Origin of the sequence: Pengzhenrongella sp., from assembly GCF_036565025.1 — a bacterium.
GTDB lineage: Bacteria > Actinomycetota > Actinomycetes > Actinomycetales > Cellulomonadaceae > Pengzhenrongella.
The window spans coordinates 17,852-41,564 of record NZ_DATCNW010000412.1; the positions used below are offsets into that span (position 1 = coordinate 17,852).

General features: G+C 69.5%; 20 protein-coding genes. 10 read left to right on the forward strand and 10 right to left on the reverse strand.

Annotation, left to right across the window (positions count from 1 at the left end; all coding sequences use genetic code 11):
* Positions 1-23: 23 nt before the first annotated feature.
* The 8 genes from VIM26_RS23445 to dnaA all read right to left on the reverse strand — a co-directional run bounded on the left by VIM26_RS23445 (position 24) and on the right by dnaA (position 12,124).
* A complete protein-coding gene (locus VIM26_RS23445) occupies positions 24-1,190 on the reverse strand; it encodes a DUF3566 domain-containing protein (RefSeq protein WP_331955743.1) in 1,167 nt (388 codons plus the stop codon).
* On the reverse strand, positions 1,187-3,871 hold the full coding sequence (gene gyrA / locus VIM26_RS23450) for a DNA gyrase subunit A (RefSeq protein ID WP_414696552.1): 2,685 nt from the start codon (positions 3,869-3,871) through the stop codon (positions 1,187-1,189). Before gyrA ends, VIM26_RS23445 begins: the two co-directional genes overlap by 4 nt.
* A gap of 95 nt (positions 3,872-3,966) precedes the next feature.
* Positions 3,967-5,988 (reverse strand): DNA topoisomerase (ATP-hydrolyzing) subunit B, encoded by a 2,022-nt coding sequence (gene gyrB / locus VIM26_RS23455; RefSeq protein WP_331955744.1) that lies wholly within the window; start codon positions 5,986-5,988, stop codon positions 3,967-3,969.
* A 153-nt stretch (positions 5,989-6,141) separates the two neighbouring features.
* Positions 6,142-6,762, reverse strand: a complete 621-nt coding sequence (locus tag VIM26_RS23460; protein WP_331955745.1) for a DUF721 domain-containing protein — start codon at positions 6,760-6,762, stop codon at positions 6,142-6,144.
* The gene (gene recF, locus VIM26_RS23465) at positions 6,752-7,969 is read right to left on the reverse strand and encodes a DNA replication/repair protein RecF (RefSeq protein WP_331955746.1); all 1,218 of its coding nucleotides are present in this window, start codon (positions 7,967-7,969) and stop codon (positions 6,752-6,754) included. The genes VIM26_RS23460 and recF overlap by 11 nt, the downstream gene beginning before the upstream one ends.
* Positions 7,970-8,045: 76 nt before the next feature.
* Positions 8,046-8,942 (reverse strand): phosphogluconate dehydrogenase (NAD(+)-dependent, decarboxylating), encoded by an 897-nt coding sequence (gene gnd / locus VIM26_RS23470; RefSeq protein WP_331955773.1) that lies wholly within the window; start codon positions 8,940-8,942, stop codon positions 8,046-8,048.
* Between the two features lie 25 nt (positions 8,943-8,967).
* Complete coding sequence (gene dnaN / locus VIM26_RS23475) at positions 8,968-10,098, reverse strand: DNA polymerase III subunit beta (RefSeq protein ID WP_331955747.1); 1,131 nt, start codon at positions 10,096-10,098, stop codon at positions 8,968-8,970.
* Between the two features lie 559 nt (positions 10,099-10,657).
* Entirely contained in the window at positions 10,658-12,124 is a 1,467-nt protein-coding gene (gene dnaA / locus VIM26_RS23480; protein WP_331955748.1) for a chromosomal replication initiator protein DnaA, read from the reverse strand.
* Between the two features lie 327 nt (positions 12,125-12,451).
* Between dnaA and rpmH the strand changes: the two genes are divergently transcribed.
* From rpmH to VIM26_RS23520, 8 genes are all read left to right on the forward strand, one after another.
* Positions 12,452-12,589: a 50S ribosomal protein L34 gene (gene rpmH, locus VIM26_RS23485; RefSeq protein WP_130101797.1), complete on the forward strand. Its 138-nt coding sequence runs from the start codon at positions 12,452-12,454 to the stop codon at positions 12,587-12,589.
* A 10-nt stretch (positions 12,590-12,599) separates the two neighbouring features.
* Positions 12,600-12,962: a ribonuclease P protein component gene (gene rnpA, locus VIM26_RS23490; protein ID WP_331955749.1), complete on the forward strand. Its 363-nt coding sequence runs from the start codon at positions 12,600-12,602 to the stop codon at positions 12,960-12,962.
* A 22-nt stretch (positions 12,963-12,984) separates the two neighbouring features.
* A complete protein-coding gene (yidD, locus tag VIM26_RS23495; RefSeq protein WP_331955750.1) occupies positions 12,985-13,326 on the forward strand; it encodes a membrane protein insertion efficiency factor YidD in 342 nt (113 codons plus the stop codon).
* Between the two features lie 58 nt (positions 13,327-13,384).
* Complete coding sequence (gene yidC / locus VIM26_RS23500) at positions 13,385-14,485, forward strand: membrane protein insertase YidC (RefSeq protein ID WP_331955751.1); 1,101 nt, start codon at positions 13,385-13,387, stop codon at positions 14,483-14,485.
* A 45-nt stretch (positions 14,486-14,530) separates the two neighbouring features.
* A complete protein-coding gene (locus VIM26_RS23505) occupies positions 14,531-15,049 on the forward strand; it encodes a protein jag (protein WP_331955752.1) in 519 nt (172 codons plus the stop codon).
* Positions 15,050-15,257: 208 nt separating this feature from the next.
* Positions 15,258-16,043, forward strand: a complete 786-nt coding sequence (gene rsmG / locus VIM26_RS23510) for a 16S rRNA (guanine(527)-N(7))-methyltransferase RsmG (protein WP_331955753.1) — start codon at positions 15,258-15,260, stop codon at positions 16,041-16,043.
* Between the two features lie 11 nt (positions 16,044-16,054).
* Positions 16,055-17,182, forward strand: a complete 1,128-nt coding sequence (locus VIM26_RS23515; protein ID WP_331955754.1) for a ParA family protein — start codon at positions 16,055-16,057, stop codon at positions 17,180-17,182.
* Positions 17,179-18,276, forward strand: coding sequence for a ParB/RepB/Spo0J family partition protein (locus tag VIM26_RS23520; protein ID WP_331955755.1), 1,098 nt, complete (start codon positions 17,179-17,181; stop codon positions 18,274-18,276). Before VIM26_RS23515 ends, VIM26_RS23520 begins: the two co-directional genes overlap by 4 nt.
* Before the next feature lie 98 nt (positions 18,277-18,374).
* Here VIM26_RS23520 and VIM26_RS23525 read toward each other — a convergent pair whose 3' ends face one another.
* Positions 18,375-18,689: a hypothetical protein gene (locus VIM26_RS23525; RefSeq protein WP_331955756.1), complete on the reverse strand. Its 315-nt coding sequence runs from the start codon at positions 18,687-18,689 to the stop codon at positions 18,375-18,377.
* 1,424 nt (positions 18,690-20,113) lie between these two features.
* Between VIM26_RS23525 and VIM26_RS23530 the strand changes: the two genes are divergently transcribed.
* Together VIM26_RS23530 and VIM26_RS23535 are read left to right on the forward strand one after the other, a co-directional pair.
* On the forward strand, positions 20,114-20,902 hold the full coding sequence (locus VIM26_RS23530; protein ID WP_331955757.1) for an SAM-dependent methyltransferase: 789 nt from the start codon (positions 20,114-20,116) through the stop codon (positions 20,900-20,902).
* A 270-nt stretch (positions 20,903-21,172) separates the two neighbouring features.
* A complete protein-coding gene (locus VIM26_RS23535) occupies positions 21,173-21,379 on the forward strand; it encodes a type II toxin-antitoxin system prevent-host-death family antitoxin (RefSeq protein WP_331955758.1) in 207 nt (68 codons plus the stop codon).
* A gap of 1,309 nt (positions 21,380-22,688) precedes the next feature.
* On the opposite strand, the gene VIM26_RS23540 is transcribed toward VIM26_RS23535, so the two are convergent.
* A complete protein-coding gene (locus VIM26_RS23540) occupies positions 22,689-23,660 on the reverse strand; it encodes a D-alanine--D-alanine ligase (protein ID WP_331955759.1) in 972 nt (323 codons plus the stop codon).
* Between the last annotated feature and the right edge of the window lie 53 nt (positions 23,661-23,713).

Below are 23,713 nucleotides of genomic sequence, written 5' to 3' on the forward strand. Positions count from 1 at the left end.
GCTCGGCGGCACGGCCCACGGCGCTAGTCGTCGGTGAGGGTGAGGCTCACGCCGCCGACCAGCGCGGCCGTGATGTTGTACAGGAAGGCGCCGATCGTGGACAGCGCGGTCAGCAGGATGACGTCCACGACGCCGACCATCGTCGCCCCGGCGACGACCCGGCTGAACTCGACGTACTTCAGGATGTCGATCGGCGACTCCTTGCCGGCGATCTCGGTGATCATGTCGTTCACCTTGGTGAAGACCGCGAGCCCGTCCAGCACGAACCAGACGACCGCGGCAGCCACGACGATCATGACGCCCACCGCCACGGACAGCAGGAACGACAGCTTCATGACGGACCACGGGTCGACCCGGGAGACGGACAGCCGCACCCGGCGCGGCGCGCCGTCGCGGGCGGCCGCCGGTGCCGGCATGCGGGCGCCGTCGGGTGCGGCGCCGGACCGGGCGGTGTTGCGGGGCGCCGCCGAGGCGGCGTGGGTGTCGTTGGCAGCGATGGTCGGGTCCGCCTTGGTCGAATCGGGCCGCGGCGGTGCGCCGTTGGCCGAGGGGGGGAACTTGGTGGCCCGAAGGGCACCCGCGGCCACCGTTGCCCCAGCAACGGTCGCGGTGGCGCTCTTGAGGGCCCTGAGCATCGAGGTCGCCATGGGGCCCCTGGCGGGGGTCTCGGGTGCCTCGTGTGCCGATTCCTCGTTCCCGGCGGCGACCGCCGGGGAGGTTGTGGTGCGCGGCGGCGCCGGAGCGGCCACCGTCAGCGCCGGGAGGGGCGCGATCTGGGTCTTGGGCGCGACGACGGGCGGGACCGTCGAGGCCGGCCTGGCGGCCACCCTCGGGACCGGGATGGACGCCGGCAGCGAGGTCGGCACCGACGTCGGGCTCGCCGGCTTCGCGGCGGCCGACGGCGACGGCGTAGCGGGCGCCTTCGCGATCGGCTCCTTCGCGGCAGGCGGCGTCGGCGTGGGCCGCGGCGCCGCCCGGGGCACGATCGGGGTCGCGGTGGTCTCCTGCGCGGACGCCTTCGGTGGTGCGGCCGACGAGGCTCCCGGGTTCACCACGGCACTACCCTGCGCGGGGACGTCGTTCACCGGCCGCACGACCATGGGCCGGGCCGCCGAGGGGCGAGCGGCGCCCGGGCTGCCGGGCTTCTTGAGCGGCGGGATGGAGGGGGGGACCGGCTGGTCGCTGCTCATACCTCTCCCTCGCTCGTCGTGCCCTCGGACTCGTCGATCGTGTTCTCGGAGATGTCTGCCTCGGTGACGTCGCTGATCTCGGTGTTCTCATCCGCCTCGACCCCGTCTGGTTCTGGCTCGCCGTCCACGGTAGCCGCATCCTCGCTCAGCTGTCGCTCGTTGTTTCGAGCGATTCCGATGATCCGGTCACCCCGGTCCGGCTTGGCGAACGTGACGCCCTGCGTGTTCCGGCCGGTCGCCGTCACCTCGTTCACCGCGGAGCGCACGATCTTGCCGCGCTCCATGATGACGAGCACCTCGTCGTCCTCGTCGGCGATGAGCGCGCCGACCAGGTCCCCGCGGGCCTCGACCAGGTTGGCGACCTTGATCCCGAGGCCGCCACGGCCCTGCACGCGGTACTCGGTGATCGAGGTGCGCTTCGCGAACCCACCCTCGGTGACCACGAACAGGTCGGCGCCCTCGCGCACGACGTCCATCGCGAGCAGCTCGTCGCGGGCCCGGAACTTCATGCCCGTCACACCCGACGTCGCCCGGCCCAGCGGGCGCATCGCCTCGTCGCTCGCGGTGAACCGGATCGACTGGCCCTTGCGCGAGACGAGGATGAGGTCGTCGATCGCATCCACGAGCCGCGCCGAGACGAGCTCGTCAGACTCGCCGTCGGTGTCCTCGCGCAGGTTGATCGCGATGACCCCGCCGGTGCGGTTCGAGTCGTACTCGCCGAGCCGGGTCTTCTTGACCAGCCCCCGGCGGGTGGCGAGCACCAGGTACTCCGAGTGGTCGTAGTCCCGCAGGTCGAGGACCTGGGCGATCTGCTCACCGGGCTGGAAGGCGAGCAGGTTCGCCACGTGCTGACCCTTGGCGTCGCGGCCCGCCTCGGGCAGCTCGTACGCCTTCGCGCGGTACACCCTGCCGAGGTTGGTGAAGAACAGCAGCCAGTGGTGGGTCGTGGTGACGAAGAAGTGGTCGACGATGTCGTCCTCGCGCAGCTGCGCGCCGCGCACCCCCTTACCGCCGCGCTTCTGCTGGCGGTAGTTGTCGATCCGGGTGCGCTTGGCGTAGCCGCCCCGCGTGATCGTGACGACCACGTCCTCCTCGGCGATGAGGTCCTCCATGGAGACCTCGCCCCCGAACGGCAGGATCGCGGTGCGCCGGTCGTCGCCGTGCTTGTCCACGATCTCCATCAGCTCGGTGCCGACGATGTCGCGCTGGCGCTGCGGGGAAGCGAGGATCGAGAGGTAGTCGGCGATCTTGCGCTGGAGCTCGTCGTAGTCGTCGGCGATCTTCTGGCGCTCCATGGCCGCGAGGCGGCGCAGCTGGAGGTTGAGGATCGCGGTGGCCTGGTCCTCGTCGACGTCGAGCAGGCCCATCAGGCCGATGCGCGACTCCTCGACGGTGGGCGAGCGCCGGATCAGGGCGATGACCTCGTCGAGCAGGTCGAGGGCTTTGAGGTAGCCGACCAGGATGTGCGCCTGCTCCTCGGCCTTCTTCAGCCGGAACTTCGTGCGGCGCACGATGACGTCCAGCTGGTGGGTGACCCAGTGCCGGATGAACGCGTCGAGGCTGAGCGTGCGCGGCACGTTGTCGACCAGCGCCAGCATGTTCGCGGAGAAGTTCTCCTGCAGCTGGGTGTGCTTGTAGAGGTTGTTCAGCACGACCTTCGCGACGGCGTCGCGCTTGAGCACGATCACCAGCCGCTGGCCGGTGCGCCCGGACGTCTCGTCGCGGATGTCCGCGATGCCCTGCATGCGGCCGTCCTTGACGAGCTCGGCGATCTTCTGCGCGAGGTTGTCCGGGTTGACCTGGTACGGCAGCTCGGTGATGACCAGGCAGATCCGGTTCTGGATCTCCTCGACGTTGACAACGGCCCGCATCGTGATCGAGCCGCGGCCGGTGCGGTAGGCGTCCTCGATGCCGCGGTGCCCGAGGATGGTCGCGCCGGTGGGGAAGTCGGGGCCCTTGATCCGCTCGATGAGCGCGGTCAGCAGCTCTTCTTTGGTCGCCTCGGGGTTCTCGAGGTGCCACTTCACACCCTCGGCGATCTCCCGGAGGTTGTGTGGCGGGATGTTCGTGGCCATGCCGACGGCGATGCCGGCGCTGCCGTTCGCGAGCAGGTTCGGGAACCGCGAAGGCAGGACGATCGGCTCCTGGTTCTTGCCGTCGTAGTTGTCGCGGAAGTCGACGGTGCCCTCGTCGATGTCCCGGACCATCTCCATGGCGAGGGTCGCCATCCGGCACTCGGTGTACCGGGGCGCGGCGGCCGGGTCGTTGCCGGGGGAGCCGAAGTTGCCCTGGCCGGCGATCAACGGGTACCGCATCGACCAGTCCTGCACCAGGCGCACGAGCGCGTCATAGATCGAGGAGTCGCCGTGCGGGTGGTACTTGCCCATGACGTCGCCGACGACGCGCGAGCACTTGTTGTAGCCGCGGTCGGGGCGGTAGCCGCCGTCGTACATGGCGTAGAGCACGCGCTTGTGGACGGGCTTGAGGCCGTCCCGGACGTCGGGCAGGGCGCGCCCGACGATCACGCTCATCGCGTAGTCCAGGTAGGACCGCTGCATCTCGAGCTGCAGGTCCACCTGCTGGATCCGGCCGTGCATCAGCAGGTGCGCGGCGGTCTGGGCCCCCTCGTCGGGCTCGACCGTGCCTTCGCCATCGCTGGACCCGGGAGTCTGATCAGTCACCGTCTACCTCATCTTTCGCGCGGGGCCCGCGGCGCCGGGGATGTTCGCCGGGCGCGGACCACCTGTGGTGCGTTCCTTTGACCTGCTTGCGAATGTCAGATGTCGAGGAACCGCACGTCCTTGGCGTTGTGCTGGATGAATGCCCGACGGGACTCGACGTCCTCGCCCATCAGGATCGCGAAGATCTCGTCCGCGGCCGCGGCGTCGTCCATCGTGACCTGCAGCAACGTGCGCTGCTCGGGGTCCATGGTGGTCGCCCACAGCTCCTGGTAGTCCATCTCGCCGAGACCCTTGTACCGCTGCAGCCCGCCGTCCTTCGGGATGCGCTTGCCGGCGGCCTGCCCGGCGACCAGGACCGCGTCCCGCTCGCGGTCGGAGTACACGTAGTCGTGCGCCGAGTTGGACCACTTGATCCGGTACAGCGGCGGCTGGGCGAGGAACACGTGGCCGTGCTCGATCAGCGGACGCATGTACCGGAACAACAGCGTGAGCAGCAGGGTGGCGATGTGCTGGCCGTCGACGTCGGCGTCGGCCATCAGCACGATCTTGTGATAGCGCAGCTTGGCCAGGTCGAAGTCCTCGCCGATGCCGGTGCCAAACCCGGTGATCAGCGCCTGCACCTCCTGGTTGCCCAGGGCACGGTCGAGCCGGGCCCGCTCGACGTTGAGGATCTTCCCGCGAATGGGCAGGATCGCCTGGGTGCGCGGGTTGCGCCCGCGGACCGCGGAACCGCCGGCCGAGTCACCCTCGACGATGAAGATCTCGCACTCTTCGGGCTTGTTCGACTGGCAGTCGCGCAGCTTGCCGGGCATGCCGCCGGACTCCAGCAGGCCCTTGCGCCGGGTCGCCTCGCGGGCCTTGCGGGCCGCCATCCGGGCCGCGGAGGCCTGGATCGACTTGCGGATGACGTCGCGGGCCTCGTTCGGGTGCTGCTCGAGCCAGTGCCCGAGCTGGTCGTTGACGACCCGCTGCACGAACGTCTTGGCCTCGGTGTTGCCGAGCTTGGTCTTGGTCTGGCCCTCGAACTGCGGCTCGTGGAGCTTGATCGAGATGACGGCGGTGAGCCCCTCGCGGATGTCGTCCCCGGTGAGGTTGTCGTCCTTCTCCTTGAGCCAGTTCTTCTCGCGCGCGTACCGGTTGACCAGGGAGGTCATCGCCGCGCGGAAGCCCTCCTCGTGGGTACCGCCCTCGGTGGTCGCGATGGTGTTCGCGTAGGTGTGCACGGACTCCGTGTAGGCGCCCGTCCACTGCATCGCGATCTCGACCGACAGCCCGCGCTCGGCGTCCTCGGACTCGAAGTCGATGATCTCCGGGTGGACCAGCTCGACCTTCTTCGCCGAGTTGAGGTGCTGGACGTAGTCGATCAGACCGCCGTCGTACTTGTAGGTCACCGTGCGGTGCGGTGCGATCTCGGCGGCGTCGCCGACCACCTCGTCGGCGGTGCCGGTGTGGCCGGGACGCTCGTCGGTGAGCGAGATCTGCAGGCCCTTGTTCAGGAAGGCCATCTGCTGGAAGCGCACACGCAAGGTCTCGAAGTCGTACGTGGTGGTCTCGAAGATCACGTCGCTGGCCCAGAAGGTCACCGTGGTGCCGGTCTCGTCGGAGTCCTCGTCCTGGGACAGCGGTCCCTGCGGGAAGCCGTCGGCGAAGCTCTGCCGCCAGACCGATCCCTGCCGGCGCACCTCGACCTCGAGGGTCGCGCTGAGCGCGTTGACGACCGAGACGCCGACGCCGTGCAGCCCGCCGGAGACCGCGTACCCGGAGCCGCCGAACTTTCCGCCGGCGTGCAGCACGGTGAGCACGACCTCGACGGCCGACTTCCCCTCACTCTCGACGATGCCGACCGGGATGCCGCGGCCGTTGTCGACGCACCGCACGCCGCCGTCGGCGAGCAGGGTGACCTCGATGTGGTCGCAGTACCCGGCCATGGCCTCGTCGACCGAGTTGTCCACGACCTCCTGCACCAGGTGGTGCAGGCCGCGCTCGCCGGTCGATCCGATGTACATTCCGGGTCGCTTACGAACTGCCTCGAGGCCCTCGAGCACGGTGATGGCACTAGCGTTGTAGCTGCCATCGGTCGTCGTGCTGGCACCGTTTGTGGGGCTCTGGTCGGCCACGGGCGGGGGTACTCCTCAAGCTCTCGCACACGCGGACGGACCGAGCCGGTGGGCCGGATCACTCCCGGGCGCTGAAGTTCCGGGCACAGACGCACCAGGAATGACCTCCACAGTCTACCTGGCGAGCGCGCCTGACCCCTTCTTCCACAGGCTCTAACCGTAGGTATCTCGCGGACCTCGGCCCGGAACCGATCGCGGACCCTTCTTGAAGCCCGGTCCGACCGGCCCGGCGACCTTCACCTCGCGCACCACGCCCTCGCCGACGTCGTCCGCGAGCCGGCGCAGCAGCTGGGGGACGAGCAGCTTCAGGTTGGTCGCCCAGCTCGTGGAGTCGGTACGCACCAGCAGGACGCCGTCCTCGAAGTTCTCGGGGGTGCAGTGGTCCGCGATCTGGTCGCCGACGACGTCGCGCCACCGGCCGATCACACCACCGACGGACACATCCTCGGTCCAGCCGCGGTCCCGAACGAGCGCCGCGAGGGTGTCGGCGACCAGGCGCGGGTCGCGTCCGTCCCGGCCGGGCGATCCCCGCAGCGGCTCGAGCGGGCTGCGCCGCCGCGGTGCCTGCCCGGGCCGGATCCCCCGGCCGGCGGCCGCGGCCTTGGCCCGGTTGAGAGCGGCGCGCGCAATCTCCGCGGGCGGCGTCAGCTCGACCCGGTCGCCGACCGGCCGGCCTTCGTCGGGCTCGCCGTCCCCGCCCGCCGGGCCGGGTCGGGACGTGCCGCGATGCGGCGGCGTGAGGTCGTCGCCGGGCAGCGGCGGCTCAGGGGACACGGGTGACCTGCCCGTCGGCCACCTCGAGCCGCGTGCCCGCGAGCTGCTCGGGCAGATCGCTCGCGACCGCGGCCGTGACGATGACCTGACCGGCCCCCGCGACCAGGTCGGCAAGCCGGTTGCGGCGCTTGGTGTCCAGCTCGGCGAACACGTCGTCGAGCACCAGCACCGGTTCGCCGTCCACGCCCCAGTCGCTCACCCAGTCCGGTCCGTCGTGCTGGGTCAACAACCGGTAGGAGGCCAGCCGCAGCGCGAGCGCGAGCGACCACGACTCGCCGTGACTCGCGTACCCCTTGGCCGGCAGCTTCCCGAGCTCCAGGACCAGGTCGTCGCGGTGCGGTCCGACCAGACACACCCCGCGCTCGATCTCCTTGCCGCGCAGCCGGCCCATGGCCTCCATCAGCCGTGCCTCGAGCAGCTCGACGTCGGGGGCGACCCCGCCGTCGGCGGGCGTCGCGTCGTCGCCGTCCGCGGGCGACGACGGCGGCTCGAGGGCGGCATCGAGGGAGGATCTGTAGGTCATGTGCGCGGCACCCTGCCCCCCACTGACCTGCTCATACGCGCTGGCGACATGCTGGTAGAGCGCACCGACGAGGGCGTGCCGGGCGGACAGGATCTGGGCCCCGGTCTCGGCGAGCTTGGCGTCCCACACGTCCAGGGTGCGCAGGTCCGCGCCTCCCCGCGAGCCGCGCGAGGCGGCGCCGGCCGACTTCAGCAGTGCGCTGCGCTGGCGCAGCACGCGGTCGTAGTCGCCGAAGACGCCGACCATCCGGGGGCTGACGAGCACCGCGAGCTCGTCGAGGAACCGCCGGCGCCCGTCCGGATCGCCCTTGACGAGCGCGAGATCCTCCGGGGCGAACAGCACCGTGCGCAGGATGCCGAGCACGTCGCGGGGCCGGGGGACCGGCGAGCGGTTGATGCGGGCCCGGTTCGCCTTGCCGGCGGTGATCTCGATCTCGATCAGTCGCGACCGGTCGTCCCGCACGACCCGGGCCCGGACGACGGCGCGGGCGGCCCCCGAGCGGATCAGCGCGGCGTCGGACGGCACCCGGTGACTGCTCAGCGTCGCGACGTAGCCGAGCGCCTCGATCAGGTTCGTCTTGCCCTGGCCGTTGGGTCCGACGAGGGACGTGACCCCCCGGTCGAGCTCGACGTCGACTCCCGCGTAGGACCTGAAGTCCACGAGGGAGAGGTGGGAGACGTACACGACTTGTCGATCCTCGCCGGTTGGACGGTCCTGGGGTTCGTGGTCGCTAGCGGGTGGTCGCGACGGTGAGCGTCGGTCAGGAAGCCGGGCCTGCGGGCTTGACCGCGTGCCCGCCGAACTGCTGGCGCAGTGCCGCGACGACCTTCATGGCCGGCGAGGCACCCTGCCGTGACGCGAACCTGGCGAACAGCGCCGCCGAGATCACCGGCAGCGGGACGGCATGGTCGATCGCCGCATCCACGGTCCAGCGACCCTCACCGGAGTCCTCGACCCAGTCGCTGATGTCGCCCAGCTCGGGATCCTCCTCGAGGGCCTTCACCAGCAGATCCAGCAGCCACGACCGCACGACCGTGCCGCGGCTCCAGGCCTTGAGCGTGCCCGGCACGTCGGTGATCAGCGGGCTCGCCTCGAGCAGCTCGTAGCCCTCGGCGTAGGCCTGCATCAGGCCGTACTCGATGCCGTTGTGCACCATCTTCGCGTAGTGCCCGGCACCGGCTGCGCCGGCGTGCACAAAGCCCTCTTCGCGCGGGCCTTCCGGGCGCAGTGCGTCGAAGATCGGCATCGCGGCCTCGACGAGCTCGTCCTCGCCGCCGACCATGAGCCCGTAGCCGTTCTTCAGGCCCCACACCCCACCGGAGACTCCGGCATCGAGGTAGCCGATGCCCTGCTCGGCGAGGGACGCCGCGTGCCGGGCGTCGTCGGCGAAGTGCGAGTTGCCGCCCTCGATGACGACGTCACCGGCTCTGAGCAGGTCCTTGAGCTCCTCGACGACGGCCAGCGTGGGTGGCCCGGCGGGGACCATCACCCACACGATGCGCCGCCCCTCGGGCAAGGCGTCGACCAGGCCACTCAGCGAGGGGACGTCCGAGACGTCCGGGTTGCGGTCGAATCCCGTGACCTCGATGTCGGCGCCGCGAAGGCGCTCGCGCATGTTTGCGCCCATCTTGCCGAGACCGACCAGGCCGATGTGCATGTGCTGCCGCGCCATTGTCAACCTGTCAGCTAGCGAAACGGATCGGTACCAGCAGGTACCGGTATTCCTGGAGATCGTCCCCGTCGAGCGAGACCTGGCCGGTGAACTCGACCGGCTTGTTCGGGTGGGTGAACGACAGCCGCACGAAGTCGGTGTTCAGCGCACCGAGGCCGTCCAGGAGGAACTGTGGGTTGAAGGCCACCGAGATCTCCTCACCGACCAGGGAGGCCTCGAGGGCCTCGGAGGCCTGCGCGTCGTCACCTTGGCCGGCGTCGAGCACGACCTGGCCCTCGGAGAACGACAGCCGGATCGGGGTGTTGCGCTCGGCGACCAGCGCGACCCGCTTGGCCGCGTCGGACAGGGCCTGGGTCGAGACCACGGCGTGGATCGGGGTCTCGTCCGGGAACAGCCGGCGCACGGCCGGGTAGTCGCCGTCGACGAGGAGCGAGGTCGTGTGGCGGCCGCCGGCCTCGAAGCCGATGAGATCGACCCCCGAGCCGGTGGCCAGCGCGATGTTCACCTGGGCGGAACCGCTCAGCGACTTCGCCGCGTCGGACAGCGTGCGGGCCCGGACGAGGGCGACGATCGAGGTGTCGGGCGAGGCCTGCGTCCAGGTGAGCTCGCGCAGCGCGAGCCGGTAGCGGTCGGTCGCGAGGAGCGTGATCTTTTCGCCCTCGATCTCCATCCGGACGGCCGTGAGCAGCGGGAGGGTGTCATCCCGGCTCGCGGCGACGGTCACCTGGGCAACCGCGCGGGTCAGCTGGTCGCCGTCGATCGTGCCGGTGATCTCCGGCATCGCCGGCAGCGCGGGGTAGTCCTCGACCGGCATGGTGAGCAGTGTGAAACGACTCGCACCGCAGGTCACGGTCACTTTCGTGCCATCCAGGATGACGTCGACCGGCTTGGCCGGCAGGGCCCGGGAGATCTCCGCGAGCAGGCGACCCGAGACCAGGACGACGCCGGGTTCGCTGACCTCGGCGGCGATCTCGGAGCGTGCGGAGACCTCGTAGTCGAAGCTCGAGAGGTACAGGATCCCGCTCGGGTCGGCCTCGATGCGCACCCCGGCCAGGACGGGAACGGGCGGTCTGGTCGGCAGGGATCGTGCGGTCCAGGTGACGGCTTCCGCCAGCACATCGCGTTCGACCCGGAACTTCATCACACGCCCCTTAGTGGTGAATCGCGACGGTTCCCGTCGAGAGGTTCGAGCGAACACTACCCGGGTGCGGAGACAGTCCGATACCCGTGGGGATGTAGTTCAGCCGGCATCGCGTGAGGTCGCAGATCGAAGAGATGAAGGCGCTGTGGATCCCTGATGAAGAACAAGTTCGTCGTTGTCATCGCCTCTGTGCACTGTGTGGACGAAGCATCGAGTTGCAGGTCACGGCGACGAAGCGGGTGTGGACGTGGTGGGGGAACGACAAGGTTCTTGTCATTCGGACCGGTGGACGAACTACAAGGTTCGCGGCTCCGTCCACGGATCCGGCCCGCTCCGTCCACATCCGGCCAAGCATGCCGTCCACACCCGTCCACAGAGATATGCACAGGTGTGTACATTCATCGAAACGGCGGATTTTCGTCGCGCGTCCGGGCGCGTCGAGGGGGCTCGAGGGGACCTCGAGCGGGGTTGCTGCGGCGGGCAGAGGTGGTCAGCCGCTGGTTGGCGGTCCGGTCAGCGGTCCGGTCAGCGACCGACCAGCGGTCGGTCGGTGGGTCGGTCAGTTGCGGCGTTGCTGTTTGATCCGGCTGGTGAGCTCGGTGACCTGGTTGTAGGTCGATCGCCGCTCAGCCATCTGCTCGCGGATCTTGCGGTTCGCGTGCATGACCGTGGTGTGGTCCCGGTTACCGAAGGCCTGCCCGATCTTGGGCAGCGACATGTCGGTGAGCTCACGGCACAGGTACATGGCGATCTGCCGGGCCGTGACCAGGACCCGTGAACGCGACGGACCGCACAGGTCCTCGATCGCCAGACCGAAGTACCCCGCCGTCTGGCCGATGACCGCCGACGCGGTGATCTGCTCGGCGTTCTCATCGCTGATGAGGTCCCGCAGGACGATCTCGGCCAGCGACCGGTCGACCTGCTGACGGTTCAGGTTCGCGAATGCGGTCACCCGGATCAGCGCACCCTCGAGCTCGCGGATGTTGGCCGAGATCTTCGAGGCGATGTACTCCAGGACGTCGTCGGGCGCCTGGAGACCCTCGCTGCCGGCCTTCTTGCGCAGGATCGCGATGCGGGTCTCGAGGTCGGGCGGCTGGACGTCGGTGATCAGGCCCCACTCGAACCTGGACCGCATGCGGTCCTCGAACCCGTTCAGCTGTTTGGGCGGCAGGTCGGAGGTGATCACGACCTGCTTGTTCGAGTTGTGCAGCGTGTTGAAGGTGTGGAAGAACTCCTCCATCGTCTGTTCCTTGCCCTGCAGGAACTGGATATCGTCCACGAGCAGGACGTCGACGTCGCGGTAGCGGCGCTGGAACGCGCCGGCCTTGTCGTCACGGATCGAGTTGATGAAGTCGTTGGTGAACTCCTCGGAGTTCACGTACCGCACCCGCACGCTCGGGTAGAGGTTGTGGGCGTAGTGGCCGATCGCGTGCAGCAGGTGCGTCTTGCCCAGGCCCGAGTCGCCGTAGATGAACAGCGGGTTGTACGCCTTGGCCGGCGCCTCCGCTACCGCCACCGCGGCTGCGTGGGCGAACCGGTTGGACGAGCCGATAACGAACGTCTCGAAGAGGTACTTCGGGTTGAGCCGGACCGGCTCGACGGGCGGGGCCTTCTTGCCGTGGTTCGTGCGCTGGCCCATGTACGCGGGCTGCAGCGGCTCGTCCCAGGTGTCGTCGTCCTCGGGATAGCCGTGCGTGGTCTCACCGGGCACCGAGGCCGGGGCCGCGACGGGCCGCAGGTTGGGTGCCGTCATGGTGTTCAGGTCCGAGTCGACCGTGATCGCGAACCGGGCCTCGCGGCCGAGCGCGTGCGACAGGGCCTCGGTGACCTCGCTGCGCACCCGCGACTCGAGGTAGTCCTTGGTCAGATCGTTCCCGACGGCGAGCAGCAGCGTGTCGTTGAGCAGCCCGAGCGGTTTGGCGAGCTTGACGAAGGCGAACTGGCGGGGCGTGACGTCGGGACTCTGCTCGATCTCGGCGACGGTCCGTTCCCAGACCTGAGTGACGCCCTCGTCCTGTCCAGACACGTGGATTCCTCGCTGCAGATCGTCGATCATCGAGCCCGCAGTCTTCCACGAGTCGCCTGAGTCCACATACTTTTCCACAGGTGCGGACGAGGCAACCCCTTCTCACTGGGTGAGAACGACAAGAATTCGCCGCGACGGTCGAACTCGGCGCGGTTTGACCGTCAGGTGGCCGTGAGCGTAATGTCGACAGGCCGCTGTTGACGGCTCCTGTGCCGTGCCCGCACGGTACGCAGGTGCCCGGTGAGTGCACCGAGCCTCAACGCTGGCAGCAGACCTGCATCGTCCGTTCCCGGACGCTGCGCTTCCTCGAAGTAGTTGGAGAAAATCGTGACCAAGCGGACCTTCCAGCCGAACGTCCGGCGCCGGGCGAAGACCCACGGTTTTCGCCTGCGCATGCGTACCCGCGCGGGCCGGGCGATCCTCGCGGGTCGTCGCCGCAAGGGTCGCGCCGAGCTTTCAGCCTGACCCAGCACGGGTGCTTCCCGCCCGGCACCGGATGCGCCGCCCCGCTGATTTCGAGCGGGCGGTGCGCCGAGGTGCACGCTGTGGGCGCCAGAGCCTCGTCGTCCACCTCGGATGCGACCCAGTCGTTCCCGGCCCGGTGGTCGTAGGGTTTGTGGTCTCCAAAGCAGTCGGGAATGCGGTCGTGAGAAACCGCGTCAAGCGGAGGTTGCGAGCTGTGGTGAGTCACCGGATCGACCAGTTGCCTGACGGTGGGCGACTGGTCGTTCGTGCGTTGCCGGGCTCTGGCGACCTGGACTCGACTGTTCTCGGTCGGGATTTCGACGCCGCCCTGCTCGGTGCCCGACGACGGATCGAACGGCAGCGGACCAGGTGACGACGTGACAGCAATTCATCCCATGTCTGACTCTCACCTGGCGACCGACTCCCGCGTCGACCCGGTCAAGCTGCGCTCGAGGATCGCTGCCGCACTGGCCTACCTCGTGCGGCTCCCGGCACGCCTCGTCGTGGGTCTGCTGCGGCTGTACCAGCTCGTGGTGTCGCCCCTCTACGGATCGACCTGCCGGTTCTACCCGTCATGTTCGCAGTACGCACTGCTCTCGGTTCAGCGGCACGGCGTCGTGCGGGGGACCCGCCTCGCGGCGTGGCGCCTCCTGCGGTGCAACCCGTGGAACCCTGGCGGCGTTGACGACGTTCCCCCGGGCAGGGTGCCTGCGCATCCTGCGCACCCGCACCACTGACCGACATGAGCCCTCGCGGGCGCCATCTGCTTTCTGACTGACGTGAGGGACTGCTCCGATGGACTTCTTCAAGATCCTCCTACCGCTCGAGTGGGTGGTGGCCTGGATCATGTATCTGGCGCACTCCGCGCTCAGCGCGATCGGGATGAGCCCGGCAAGCGGTGCGACCTGGGGCCTGTCGATCGTCGGGCTCGTGATCGTGATGCGGATCCTGCTCATCCCGCTGTTCTTCAAGCAGATCCGGGCGTCGCGTGGCATGCAGATGCTCGCCCCCGAGATGCAGGCGATCCAGAAGAAGTACAAGGGCAAGGGCGACCCGGCGTCGCGCGAGGCCATGAGCCGCGAGACGATGGCGCTGTACAAGAAGCACGGGACCAACCCGTTCTCCTCCTGCCTGCCGATCCTGGCGCAGTCGCCGATCTTCTTCGCGCTCTTCCGGGTGCTCAGCTCGCTCGGCCACATCGCGGACGGCTCGCGTGCGCCGATCGGACCGATCGGCAAGGCGGTCGCCTCGCAGGCCGAGAAGTCGACGATCCTCGGCGCCCCGCTGTCCTCGACGTTCATGGGCGCCGGCGGCGCCACCAAGACCAGCACCATCATCGTGACGGTCCTGCTGATCGGCGCGATGACGCTCACCACGTTCCTCACCCAGCGCCAGCTGACCATGAAGAACATGCCGCCGTCCGCGCTCGAGGGTCCGATGGCCCAGCAGCAGAAGGTCCTGCTGTACGTGCTGCCGCTGGTCTTCGCGTTCTCGGGGGTCAACTTCCCGATCGGTGTCCTGCTCTACTGGACGACGACGAACATCTGGTCGATGGGTCAGCAGTTCTACACGATCCGCCGCATGCCGGCACCGGGTTCGCAGGCGGAGCGGGCGATGCACGCCCGCAAGGCGCGCAAGGGCATCGCCATCGACCCGATCACGACCACCGACGGTGGCACTACGGTGATCGAGGGGGCCCCGTCCAAGGGCCAGCGGCAGCAGCCGGTCCGTAAGGACCGCGCCCGGCCGAGGCCCGTGCAGGGGGAGGCGGCCGGTGCGACCGATGGCGAGCAGCGCCCGCCCGCGCCCACGAGCCCGACGACGCCCCCCGCCGCGAAAAAGCGCAAGCCGGGCGACACCGCCCCACCTGCGTCGCCGACCCAGCCTAAGAAGTGACCGCGGCCGGTTCGCCGGCACGAGTTGTGTCTACGAGGAGTCTTGATGACCACGTCAGCTGACCGGGAGATTCCGGTCGACGAGAAGACGGCGACGAAGCGGCTCGAGGAAGAAGGCGAGATCGCGGCCGACTACCTCGAGGAGCTGCTCGACATCGCCGACCTCGACGGCGACATCGAGATCGACGTCGACCACGGCCGGGCAGCGGTCGAGATCCTCGGCGAAGAGGGTGCCGAGCGCTCGTTGCGCCGGCTCGCCGGTCCCGATGGCGAGGTCCTCGACGCACTCCAGGAGCTGACCAGGCTCGCGGTTCAGGCCAAGACGGGGGACCGGAGCCGTCTCATGCTGGACGTCGCCGGCTACCGGGCCGGCCGCCGGGCCGAGCTCCTCAAGGTCGCCGAGGCAGCGATCGCGACGGTTCGCGCGAGCGGGGAGTCCCTCGCCCTCGAGGCGATGAACCCGTTCGAGCGCAAGGTCGTGCACGACGCCGTGGCCGAGGCCGGCCTGGTGAGCGAGTCGGACGGCGTCGAGCCCGCCCGGCACGTCGTCGTGCGCCCCGCCTGACCTAGGCACCATCGCCCGCCCGCGGTAGCTCCGGGGCACCGCGGCGACGCGTCGGCGGGCGTTTCACGTGAAACACCCGCCGACGGAATGCCGACTCGCCCGTTCCCTCGGCGGGTGGCCCCCGGGAAAGCCGAGCCCGATTGTTACCAGGGCCGGGCCCGCTAAAGTCTCGTGGGCCGGCCACAGACCTTCTGCTCAGGGAGCACCAGTGGAGACCACCCCGGACGGCGCGCGCGGCGAACAGCCCCAGCCGGACCCCATCGAGCCGGACCCGATCGACCCCGACCCGATCGAGCCGGACCCTCTCGAGAATGACGAGCGGGTGGCCACCTACCTCGGTGCGGCCTACCCGATCCTCGTTCACTTTCATCGCCTGCTCACCGAGCAGGGAGTCCTGCGCGGGCTGATCGGGCCGCGCGAGGTGTCCCGGCTGTGGGAACGCCACCTGCTGAACTCGGCCGCCGTCGCGCAGTTCCTGCCGACCACCGGGCGGCTGATCGACGTCGGCTCGGGGGCCGGCCTGCCCGGCGTCGTGCTCGCCGCGATGCTCCCGGAGGTGGAGGTCATCCTCCTCGAGCCGATGGAACGCCGCGCCGAGTGGCTGACCGAGGTGGTCGCCGAGCTGGGGCTGGCGAACGCGGTCGTGCGCCGGGGCCGGGCCGAGGAGCTGCACGGTGAGCTGCAGGCGGAGGCGATCACCGCGCGAGCCGTCGCCCCGATGGATCGGCTCGGGCGCTGGACCCTTCCGTTGCTGGTCAAGGGTGGTGTTCTGGTCGCGCTCAAGGGTCGACAGGCTCCCGTCGAGGTCGCGAAGGCCCGCAGCGCATTGAAGAAGCTCGGCGCCGGCCAGGTGGAAATTCTCGAAGCTTTGACCATCGACGGCGTGGAGAGCACCACGGTGGTGCGTGTCGTGCGAGAGACTGTGCGCGGCTCGTCTTTGAGTCGGGCGGGAGCGGCACAGACCGCGGCACCCCGGCGGGATCGCGAGAAGTGACAGGAGATTCGATGGCACAGACCGACGATGTCTTCGGGGTACGCGGACCAGAGGGTCCGCGCAGCCATTTCCCCGGCGCGGTCATCATGGGAAAGATGCTGCGGCAGGGGCGCCTGGTGAAGGACGAGGCCGACGACCAGCGACGAGCGGCTCTGGTGAGCGCCCTGCCGCAGATCGACGATACGGACTCCCCGCTGCTGGCCCAGCTCGCGCTCGACGCTCGACGCCGCATCGAGCTGCGCGGCCGGCGCTTCCCGCGGCCGGCCGCGACCCGGGTGATCACCGTCGCCAACCAGAAGGGTGGCGTCGGCAAGACGACGACCACCGTGAACCTCGCGGCCGCCCTCGCGCAGGCCGGGCTCAACGTCCTGGTGATCGACAACGACCCGCAGGGCAACGCCTCGACCGCGCTCGGCGTCGACCACCACGCCGGGACGCCGTCGGTGTACGAGGTCCTGGTCGACGGCGCACCGCTGCGCGGGGCGGTCGTCCAGTGCCCCGACATCCCGAGACTGTTCTGCGTCCCGGCGACGATCGACCTGTCGGGAGCGGAGATCGAACTGGTCTCGATGGTTTCACGTGAAACCCGCCTGAAGGTCGCCCTCGACACCTACCTCGCCGAGCGCATCGCGAACGGTGAGGAGCCGCTCGACTACGTGTTCGTGGACTGCCCCCCGAGCCTGGGCCTGCTGACCGTCAACGCGTTCGCGGTCGCACGCGAGGTGCTCATCCCGATCCAGTGCGAGTACTACGCGCTCGAGGGACTCAGCTCGCTCCTCAAGACGATCCAGCTGATCCAGTCGCACCTCAACCCGACGCTGCACGTCTCGACGATCCTGCTGACCATGTACGACTCCCGGACGAACCTCGCGCAGCAGGTGGTCGCCGAGGTCAGGAAGCATTTCCCGGAGAAGACCCTGCGCACGACGGTGCCGCGGTCGGTACGGGTCTCGGAAGCCCCGAGCTACGGCCAGACCGTGATGACGCACGACCCGGGCTCGAGCGGGGCGCTCGCCTACCTCGAGGCCGCGCGCGAGTTCTCGGAGCGTGGCGCCGCGCACGCCGTGGGACCAGTGGACGGACTACCAGGCGGATCGTCCCGCACGCAGAACATCGTGAGCACGGAGGAGGACCGATGAGCGAGAAGCGGCGCGGACTGGGTCGGGGCTTGGGAGCTCTGATCCCGACCGGCACGGATTCCAACCGTCCGGTTGACGTGTTCTTCCCGCACAACACCGGTGGGCTCGCCGTCGTGCCGCGGCCGGTCGAGCTGGACGAGCCGGAGGCGCCGGCCGACATCGAGGACGCGCGAACGTTCACGCTCGGATCGGGTGCGGCCGACCTGCCCGAGCTCGACGAGCTTCCCGAGAAGGCCGAGCCCGACGACGGGCTGCTGCCCGTTCCGGGCGCGCGGTTCGCCGACCTGGCCCTCGACTCGATCCGCCCGAACGCTCGCCAGCCGCGCACCGCCTTCGACGAGGAGGCGATGACCGAGCTCGCCGACTCGATTCGTGAGATCGGCGTGCTCCAGCCGATCGTCGTCCGCGCGGCGGCGGGCGAGGACGGCACCGCGTACGAGCTGATCATGGGGGAGCGCCGCTGGCGCGCGACCCGACTGGCGGGGCTGGACTCGGTGCCCGCGATCATCCGGGAGACCGACGACGCCGACCTGCTTCGGGACGCCCTGCTGGAGAACCTGCACCGCGCTCAGCTAAACCCGCTCGAGGAGGCCGCGGCCTACCGGCAGCTCTTGGACGACTTCGGCTGCACCCACGAGGAGCTCGCCGCGCGGATCTCGCGGTCGCGGCCGCAGATCTCCAACACCCTGCGCCTGCTGCGGCTCCCGCCGCTGGTCCAGCGCCGGCTCGCCGCCGGCGTGCTCTCGGCCGGGCACGCTCGCGCGCTGCTCGGGCTGGACGACGTCGTGGCGATCGAACGGCTAGCCCAGCGGATCGTTGCGGAGGGCCTGTCGGTCCGGGCGACCGAGGAGATCGTCTCGCTCGGCGGGGACAACGTGCCGGCGCCCGTCGTGCACCGCCCGCGCGCGGGGGAGCGGAACGCAGCGCTCGACAACCTGGCTTCCCGGCTGTCCGACCGGTTCGAGACCCGGGTCAAGATCGCACTGGGGAAGAGCAAGGGGCGACTCACCGTCGAGTTCGCCTCGGTGCAGGACCTCAACCGGATCCTCGAGACCCTGTCGCCGCAGGATCCGGGTCTGCTCAGGAGCGAGTGACGCCGCAGGTCAAGGTCGTCGGGGGATGTTGACCCGCCCGGGGGAGTCGCTGGGGTTTCGACGTCGAGACCCCAGCGTCGAACCTGTGGCCCGGTCCGCTAGTTCTCAGGATCACGCGTGACGACCCGGCGTGACCGCCGGCCGCGACGGATCAGGACCTGCGTCGCATAGAACGGAACGACCGATGCGAGCATGGCGACGAGAAGGCTCAACCAGAAACCGATCTGCTGCCGGAGCTCACTGGTTCCCACGACGATTGCGCCGATGTACAGCCAGAAGAGGATCCAGTAGGACCACGGCCTGACCGGTGGATGACCCCAGAACCGGACGGGCGTGTTCGGGTTCGCGCGAGCAGCAACCACTCCTGCCAGGCCTGCGGTAATGGCTCCGAGCAGCACGAGCATCAGGCCCATGTCCGGATGCTCGCACAGGCTGAACCGGGAAAGCCACCCGACTCCCGGTACCGAAGAACCTCGCCGGTCGAGGTTTCCCGCGGCTCCCGTGACGCCGAGGGCGGTGGTGGTGGAGGCATTCCTCGTTCGCGCTGAGGACGCGTTCCCGCGGGAAAGCGCCCCTTGGAGGCCTCACGGGAGTCGGTCCGGTTGGTTCGGTCGCACCAGAGAGCCGGAGTCGCATACGGCATCGACCGGTCGGGGACTCCGTTTCACGTGAAACAGGCGGTCCGATGTGCCGAGAACTGACCGAGCATCCCTATCCGGGAAAGTTCCAACGCGCCGGGCAACCCGGCCGGCAGCGGCATGCCTTCCGCGCCGGGGTTGTGTCGCGGTCGAGGTCCGCCAGCCGGTCGAGGGCGAACTTCAGGTCCGTCACCCTTGCCCGCTCGTGCTTTTCGAGCAGGTCCTGGATGACCCTCTCGGTCAGCTCCGTGGGCGACGGGACGGCGCGATTGCTACTTCGCCGGGTACCACACGCTGACCAGCAGTTCGCGATAGGGCTTCGAGGGAACCAGCGGGTCGGGGTGGCTTCGGTCGACCAGGTGCAGATCGACCGTGCCGATCGGGCTCTTCCCCGTGGGGCCGGCAGCGACAGCAGGGCGTCTCCAATGGAATCTGCCTCGGTCCCTCCTCGTGCCGCGGGCTTGGCGGGGACCGCGGCGCGGAACACGAGGCGCCGGCCATCAGCGGGACGGCCGTGATCCCCAGACCGACGACTGCCCTCCTGGTGGGACCGGAACGGGAAGATCGGGTGGCTGTGGACATCGGTCGGTTCCTTACAGCGTCGGGGGAGGGGGTACCCGATGACTGTTTCAACCAGGACGTCCGACGGCGACGGGCTGCGGGACGATCCACCCGCGGGTCTCCTCCGTCCCGTCGAAGGAGGGCGGGTCCTCCCGGAGAGGCAATCCAGCTACGCTCGGCGGGACTGTCTCGGCTGCGTCGACGATCCGCGTGCGCTGTTCGGCGGGACGGTCGAGAGCGGAAGAGCGAGAGTCTCGTGACAAGGCCTGATCCCCGGTGCGGTCCAGGAGCTTCACGTGAAACAGGTGACGACCCAGCTCCACTCCGAGTCGCAGATCCTGGCGTTCTGTGAGCAGCGCAAGGACAACCAGCGCCAACCACGGCAGCTCGACCTCTGTCCGTGCGGTGAATATTCGGCGTGGAGATCCGAGGGCGCACCGCTACCCTGACGGGCATGCGAGATAGCTAGCCGCTCGGTGCGGCCCCTCCTCGGCGCCCGGCACTCCAAGCCGGGACGGACCGGACGGGCGATGCGCCGCCTCGCGGACCCCCCCCGCCGCCGCCGCGCCTTTGAGTGTGAGCATTTCTCGTTCGCAGTGATCGACGACGATGCCGACCCCCCTCCACGAAGGACTCGCATGCCCCACAACCTTGGCGAGCGCGCCCCTATGATCGGCCGTACCTACGAAGAGCTCATCTCCGACGCCCTGCGCGCCGCCGTCGTCGGCTGGGACTTCTCGTGGCTGACCGGACGGGTCGATCGTGGTTGCCTGCCCTGGGACTACCTCTCCCTCGCCCGCGACGAGCTGCCGCAGGTCACCAGCCTGCTCGACGTCGACACCGGTGGCGGTGAACTCCTCGCCAGTCTCGCTCCGCTGCCCGCCGCGATAGCAACGGAGCCCTACCCGCCCAATCTGCCCGTCGCGACGGCGCGACTCGCGCCGCTGGGGGTCGACGTCCGAGCAGGTAGCGGCTCGACACTGCCCGTCGGGGATGGGGAGGTGACGCTCGTCCTTAACCGACATGGATTGCTTGACCCGGCGCAAACGGCACGGGTGCTCGCGCCGCACGGCGTTCTCCTCACCCAACAGGTCGGCAGCCGGAACGACCTGGAGTTCAATGACGCTCTCGACGTTCCGCCGCCGGTTCCGCCGGACGCGCGCACACTCGCCTCGACAGTCGCCGGGCTCGAGGACGTGGGCATGGTGATCGACAATGCGCGCGAGGACTACCCCGTCGCGCGCTTCTTCGACGTGGGTGCCGTGGTGTTCCAGCTCCGTTCGGTGCCCTGGCAGGTGCCCGGCTTCGACGCGGAGAGCTCGGGGGAGCACCTGCGCAGCCTCGACGCCCACATCCGGAGAACCGGAAGCTTTGACGTCACCAGCCACAGGTTCCTGGTCCGCGCGCACAAGAAGGGGCTCAGCTGAGCCCGATCCGGAGGCAGCGGGACCGAGGCGACCGCATCCAGGCGCTCGCCCTCGTCCACGACGGCCGGCTCGTTCGCCCGAGCCGGCCGGGCCGGCCCGGCAACGATCGTGGTTCCACGTGAAACTCCGAGCACGAGCACGAGCACGAGCACGAGCAACCGATCGCTCGGACGGGGACCGGAAGCGGGGGAACGGGACCTGATCCAGGCGGTGCGGACTAGGTAGCCTGGCAGGACGGACAACGCCGGGGGCGCGCGCGAGGTCGTGAATGTGCAGGACGCGAAGGCACACCTGTCTGAGCTCGTCGCTCGCGCCGAACGAGGCGAGATCGTCATCATCGGCCGCGCCGGCTCGCCCGGCGCCCGTCTCGTCGCGTTGGCGCCGACCCCGCCCCGCACGTTCGGCTCCATGGAGTTCACCACCCCGGACACCTTCGACGAACCGCTGCCCGACGCCGACCTGCGGGTTTGGGAATGACGGCGTACTTGCTCGACACGCACGCCTACCTGTGGTTGCTCGGTGACCCCACGCGGGTGCGGGCCGAGGTGCGTGACCTCCTCGCGGACCCGGCGCACACGCTGCTGGTCTCCCGCAACGTCCGCGCTGGAGGTCGCGACGAAGGCTTGGCTCGGCAGGATCGACGCCGTCCTGACCTGGTAGTCCGAGGTGATGCCCGGCGAGACACGCAAACAGGTCGCGGGCGACCCGCCGACACGAGGGTCGAGCGACAGCGGACACGAGAAGCTGCCCGGAGTTGGCGACGAAGCGGCCCGCCGGCGGTCATGAGATATGCCGACACGACGTCGTTCGCCTCGCTGCCCCTCGGGCGGTCTCGCTCGTCGAAGAGGGATAGCCCTGGTAATCAACGGTGGCCGCAACGGCGGGTCGTTCGCTCGTCGTGCGTTGTATCTGAGGGTTTCGGTCACGGGGTTGAACAAGTCATCCACCTGCAAGACGGTCACCGGCCGCGTGTCGATGCGATGCGCCAGGTGCGAAGCGAAGGTGCTCTTGCCGCTCGCTCCGACGCCGTCGATCGAGACCAGGGCACGACCCTGGGGCGGCACTCCCGCGAGCAGCCGCGCGACGATCTCCTCGAACTCGCCGGCGGGTGCGGGGCGCCGTCCGCTCGATCGGGGTTCATCCCGTGCTCGATCACCGACGCGCGTACCGACGACCCGCCCGGCCAGTCCGCCCGCTCGACCTCAGTGCAGCGCTCTGTGCAGCGAAAGTGCACCAATACGCATCATTTGCTGCACTCTGGCTGCACAGAGCGCTGCACAGAGCCCACCCGCTCGCCGGAGTGAAGGCCGGCCCGGCGTCGAACTCCCCGGCTACGTGCGAGGCCACCGGGCCACCCGCGAGCTCGGCGACCCGCGAGCTCGGCGACCCGCGAGGCCGGCGTCGGGCAGCGATCCGGGATCTGACTTGCCACGGTCCGATTGATCCTGCGTCGAGCCGAGCGATCACCACGGCCGCCAAGACGGCACCCGGTAGCTCGAGCACCGACCGGTCCCCCCGGACAAGAATGACCCGCGGATTGGTCGGGAGAGCCACAGCTACTCGCAGTTCGCAGCCCGAGCGAGGCCGGGGACGACCGGTCGAGACCGTCGTCGAACCGTGGGCCAGTTCGACGCTCGAATCGAGCCGCGTGAACGCTCGCTCCGAGATCCGATGTGCGGACGCGACGACCGGATCCACGCTGCGACCTGATCGCGCGGTTTTGAGTCGTTGCTTGAACGGGCCGACGGACGTTCCACGTGAAACATCCGGGCGAGGACAGATCAGCTCACGCGAGCGCCGTCAGCACCAGCGACCGGTACAGCTTCGGCAGGTCGTGCCCGCCGGCGATCGCTGCCTGCGGGAAGAGCGACGTCTCGGTCATGCCGGGTGCCACGTTGACCTCGAGGAACTGGGGCGCGCCCGCGGAGTCCAGGATCAGGTCGGTGCGTGACAGGTGGCGCAGGCCGAGGGTCTGGTGCGCCGAGACCGCGACGGCCGCGACGGCGTCGGCCTCGGCGGTGGAGAGCCGGGCGGGGGAGAAGTACTCGGTGCGCCCGGGGTTGTAGCGCGCGTCGTAGTCGTAGGGACCGTCCGTGACGATCTCGACGGCGGGCAGGGCGCGGATGCCGTCCGCGTCCTCCACGACGCTGACGGCGAGCTCGCGTCCCTCGACGGCGTGCTCGACGAGCAGGGTGTCGCCGTAGGAGAAGGCGTTGACCATCGCGCGGGGGAGCTCCGCCGCGTCGCGCACCAGGGTGACACCCAGGGCGGAGCCACCGTGCGAGGGCTTCACGACCAGCGGGAGACCGAAGCGGCTGAGCAGCGCCTCGAGCACCCGGCCGGCCCCGAGCTCCCGGAACAGGCTTTGCGGGAGGGTGACGAAGTCCGGGGTCGCCAGGCCTGCGCGCGCGACCAGGGACTTGGCGATCGGCTTGCTCCAGGCGACCCGGCTCGCGCGCGGTCCGGTGCCCAGGTAGCGCAGCCCGAGCAGCTCGATGACGTCCCGCACCGAACCGTCCTCGCCGCTCGCACCGTGCAGCAGCGGCCACACGAGGTCCGGGCGAGACTCGCTCAGCGCGGGCATGAGGTCCGCGTCGACGTCGTGCACGCTCACGTCGACGCCGGCGTCGCGCAGACTTTCCGCGACGCGCCGCCCCGAGCGCAGCGAGACGTCGCGCTCGTGCGACATCCCGCCGGCGAGGACGACGACGCGCGGTGCGCCGCGAGGAGTGGACGGCACGGTGGAGGCAGCGGTCACGGGGGTGTTCCTCACTGAGCGGGAGCTGACGTGATGGGGCGGGTGTGCTCGGC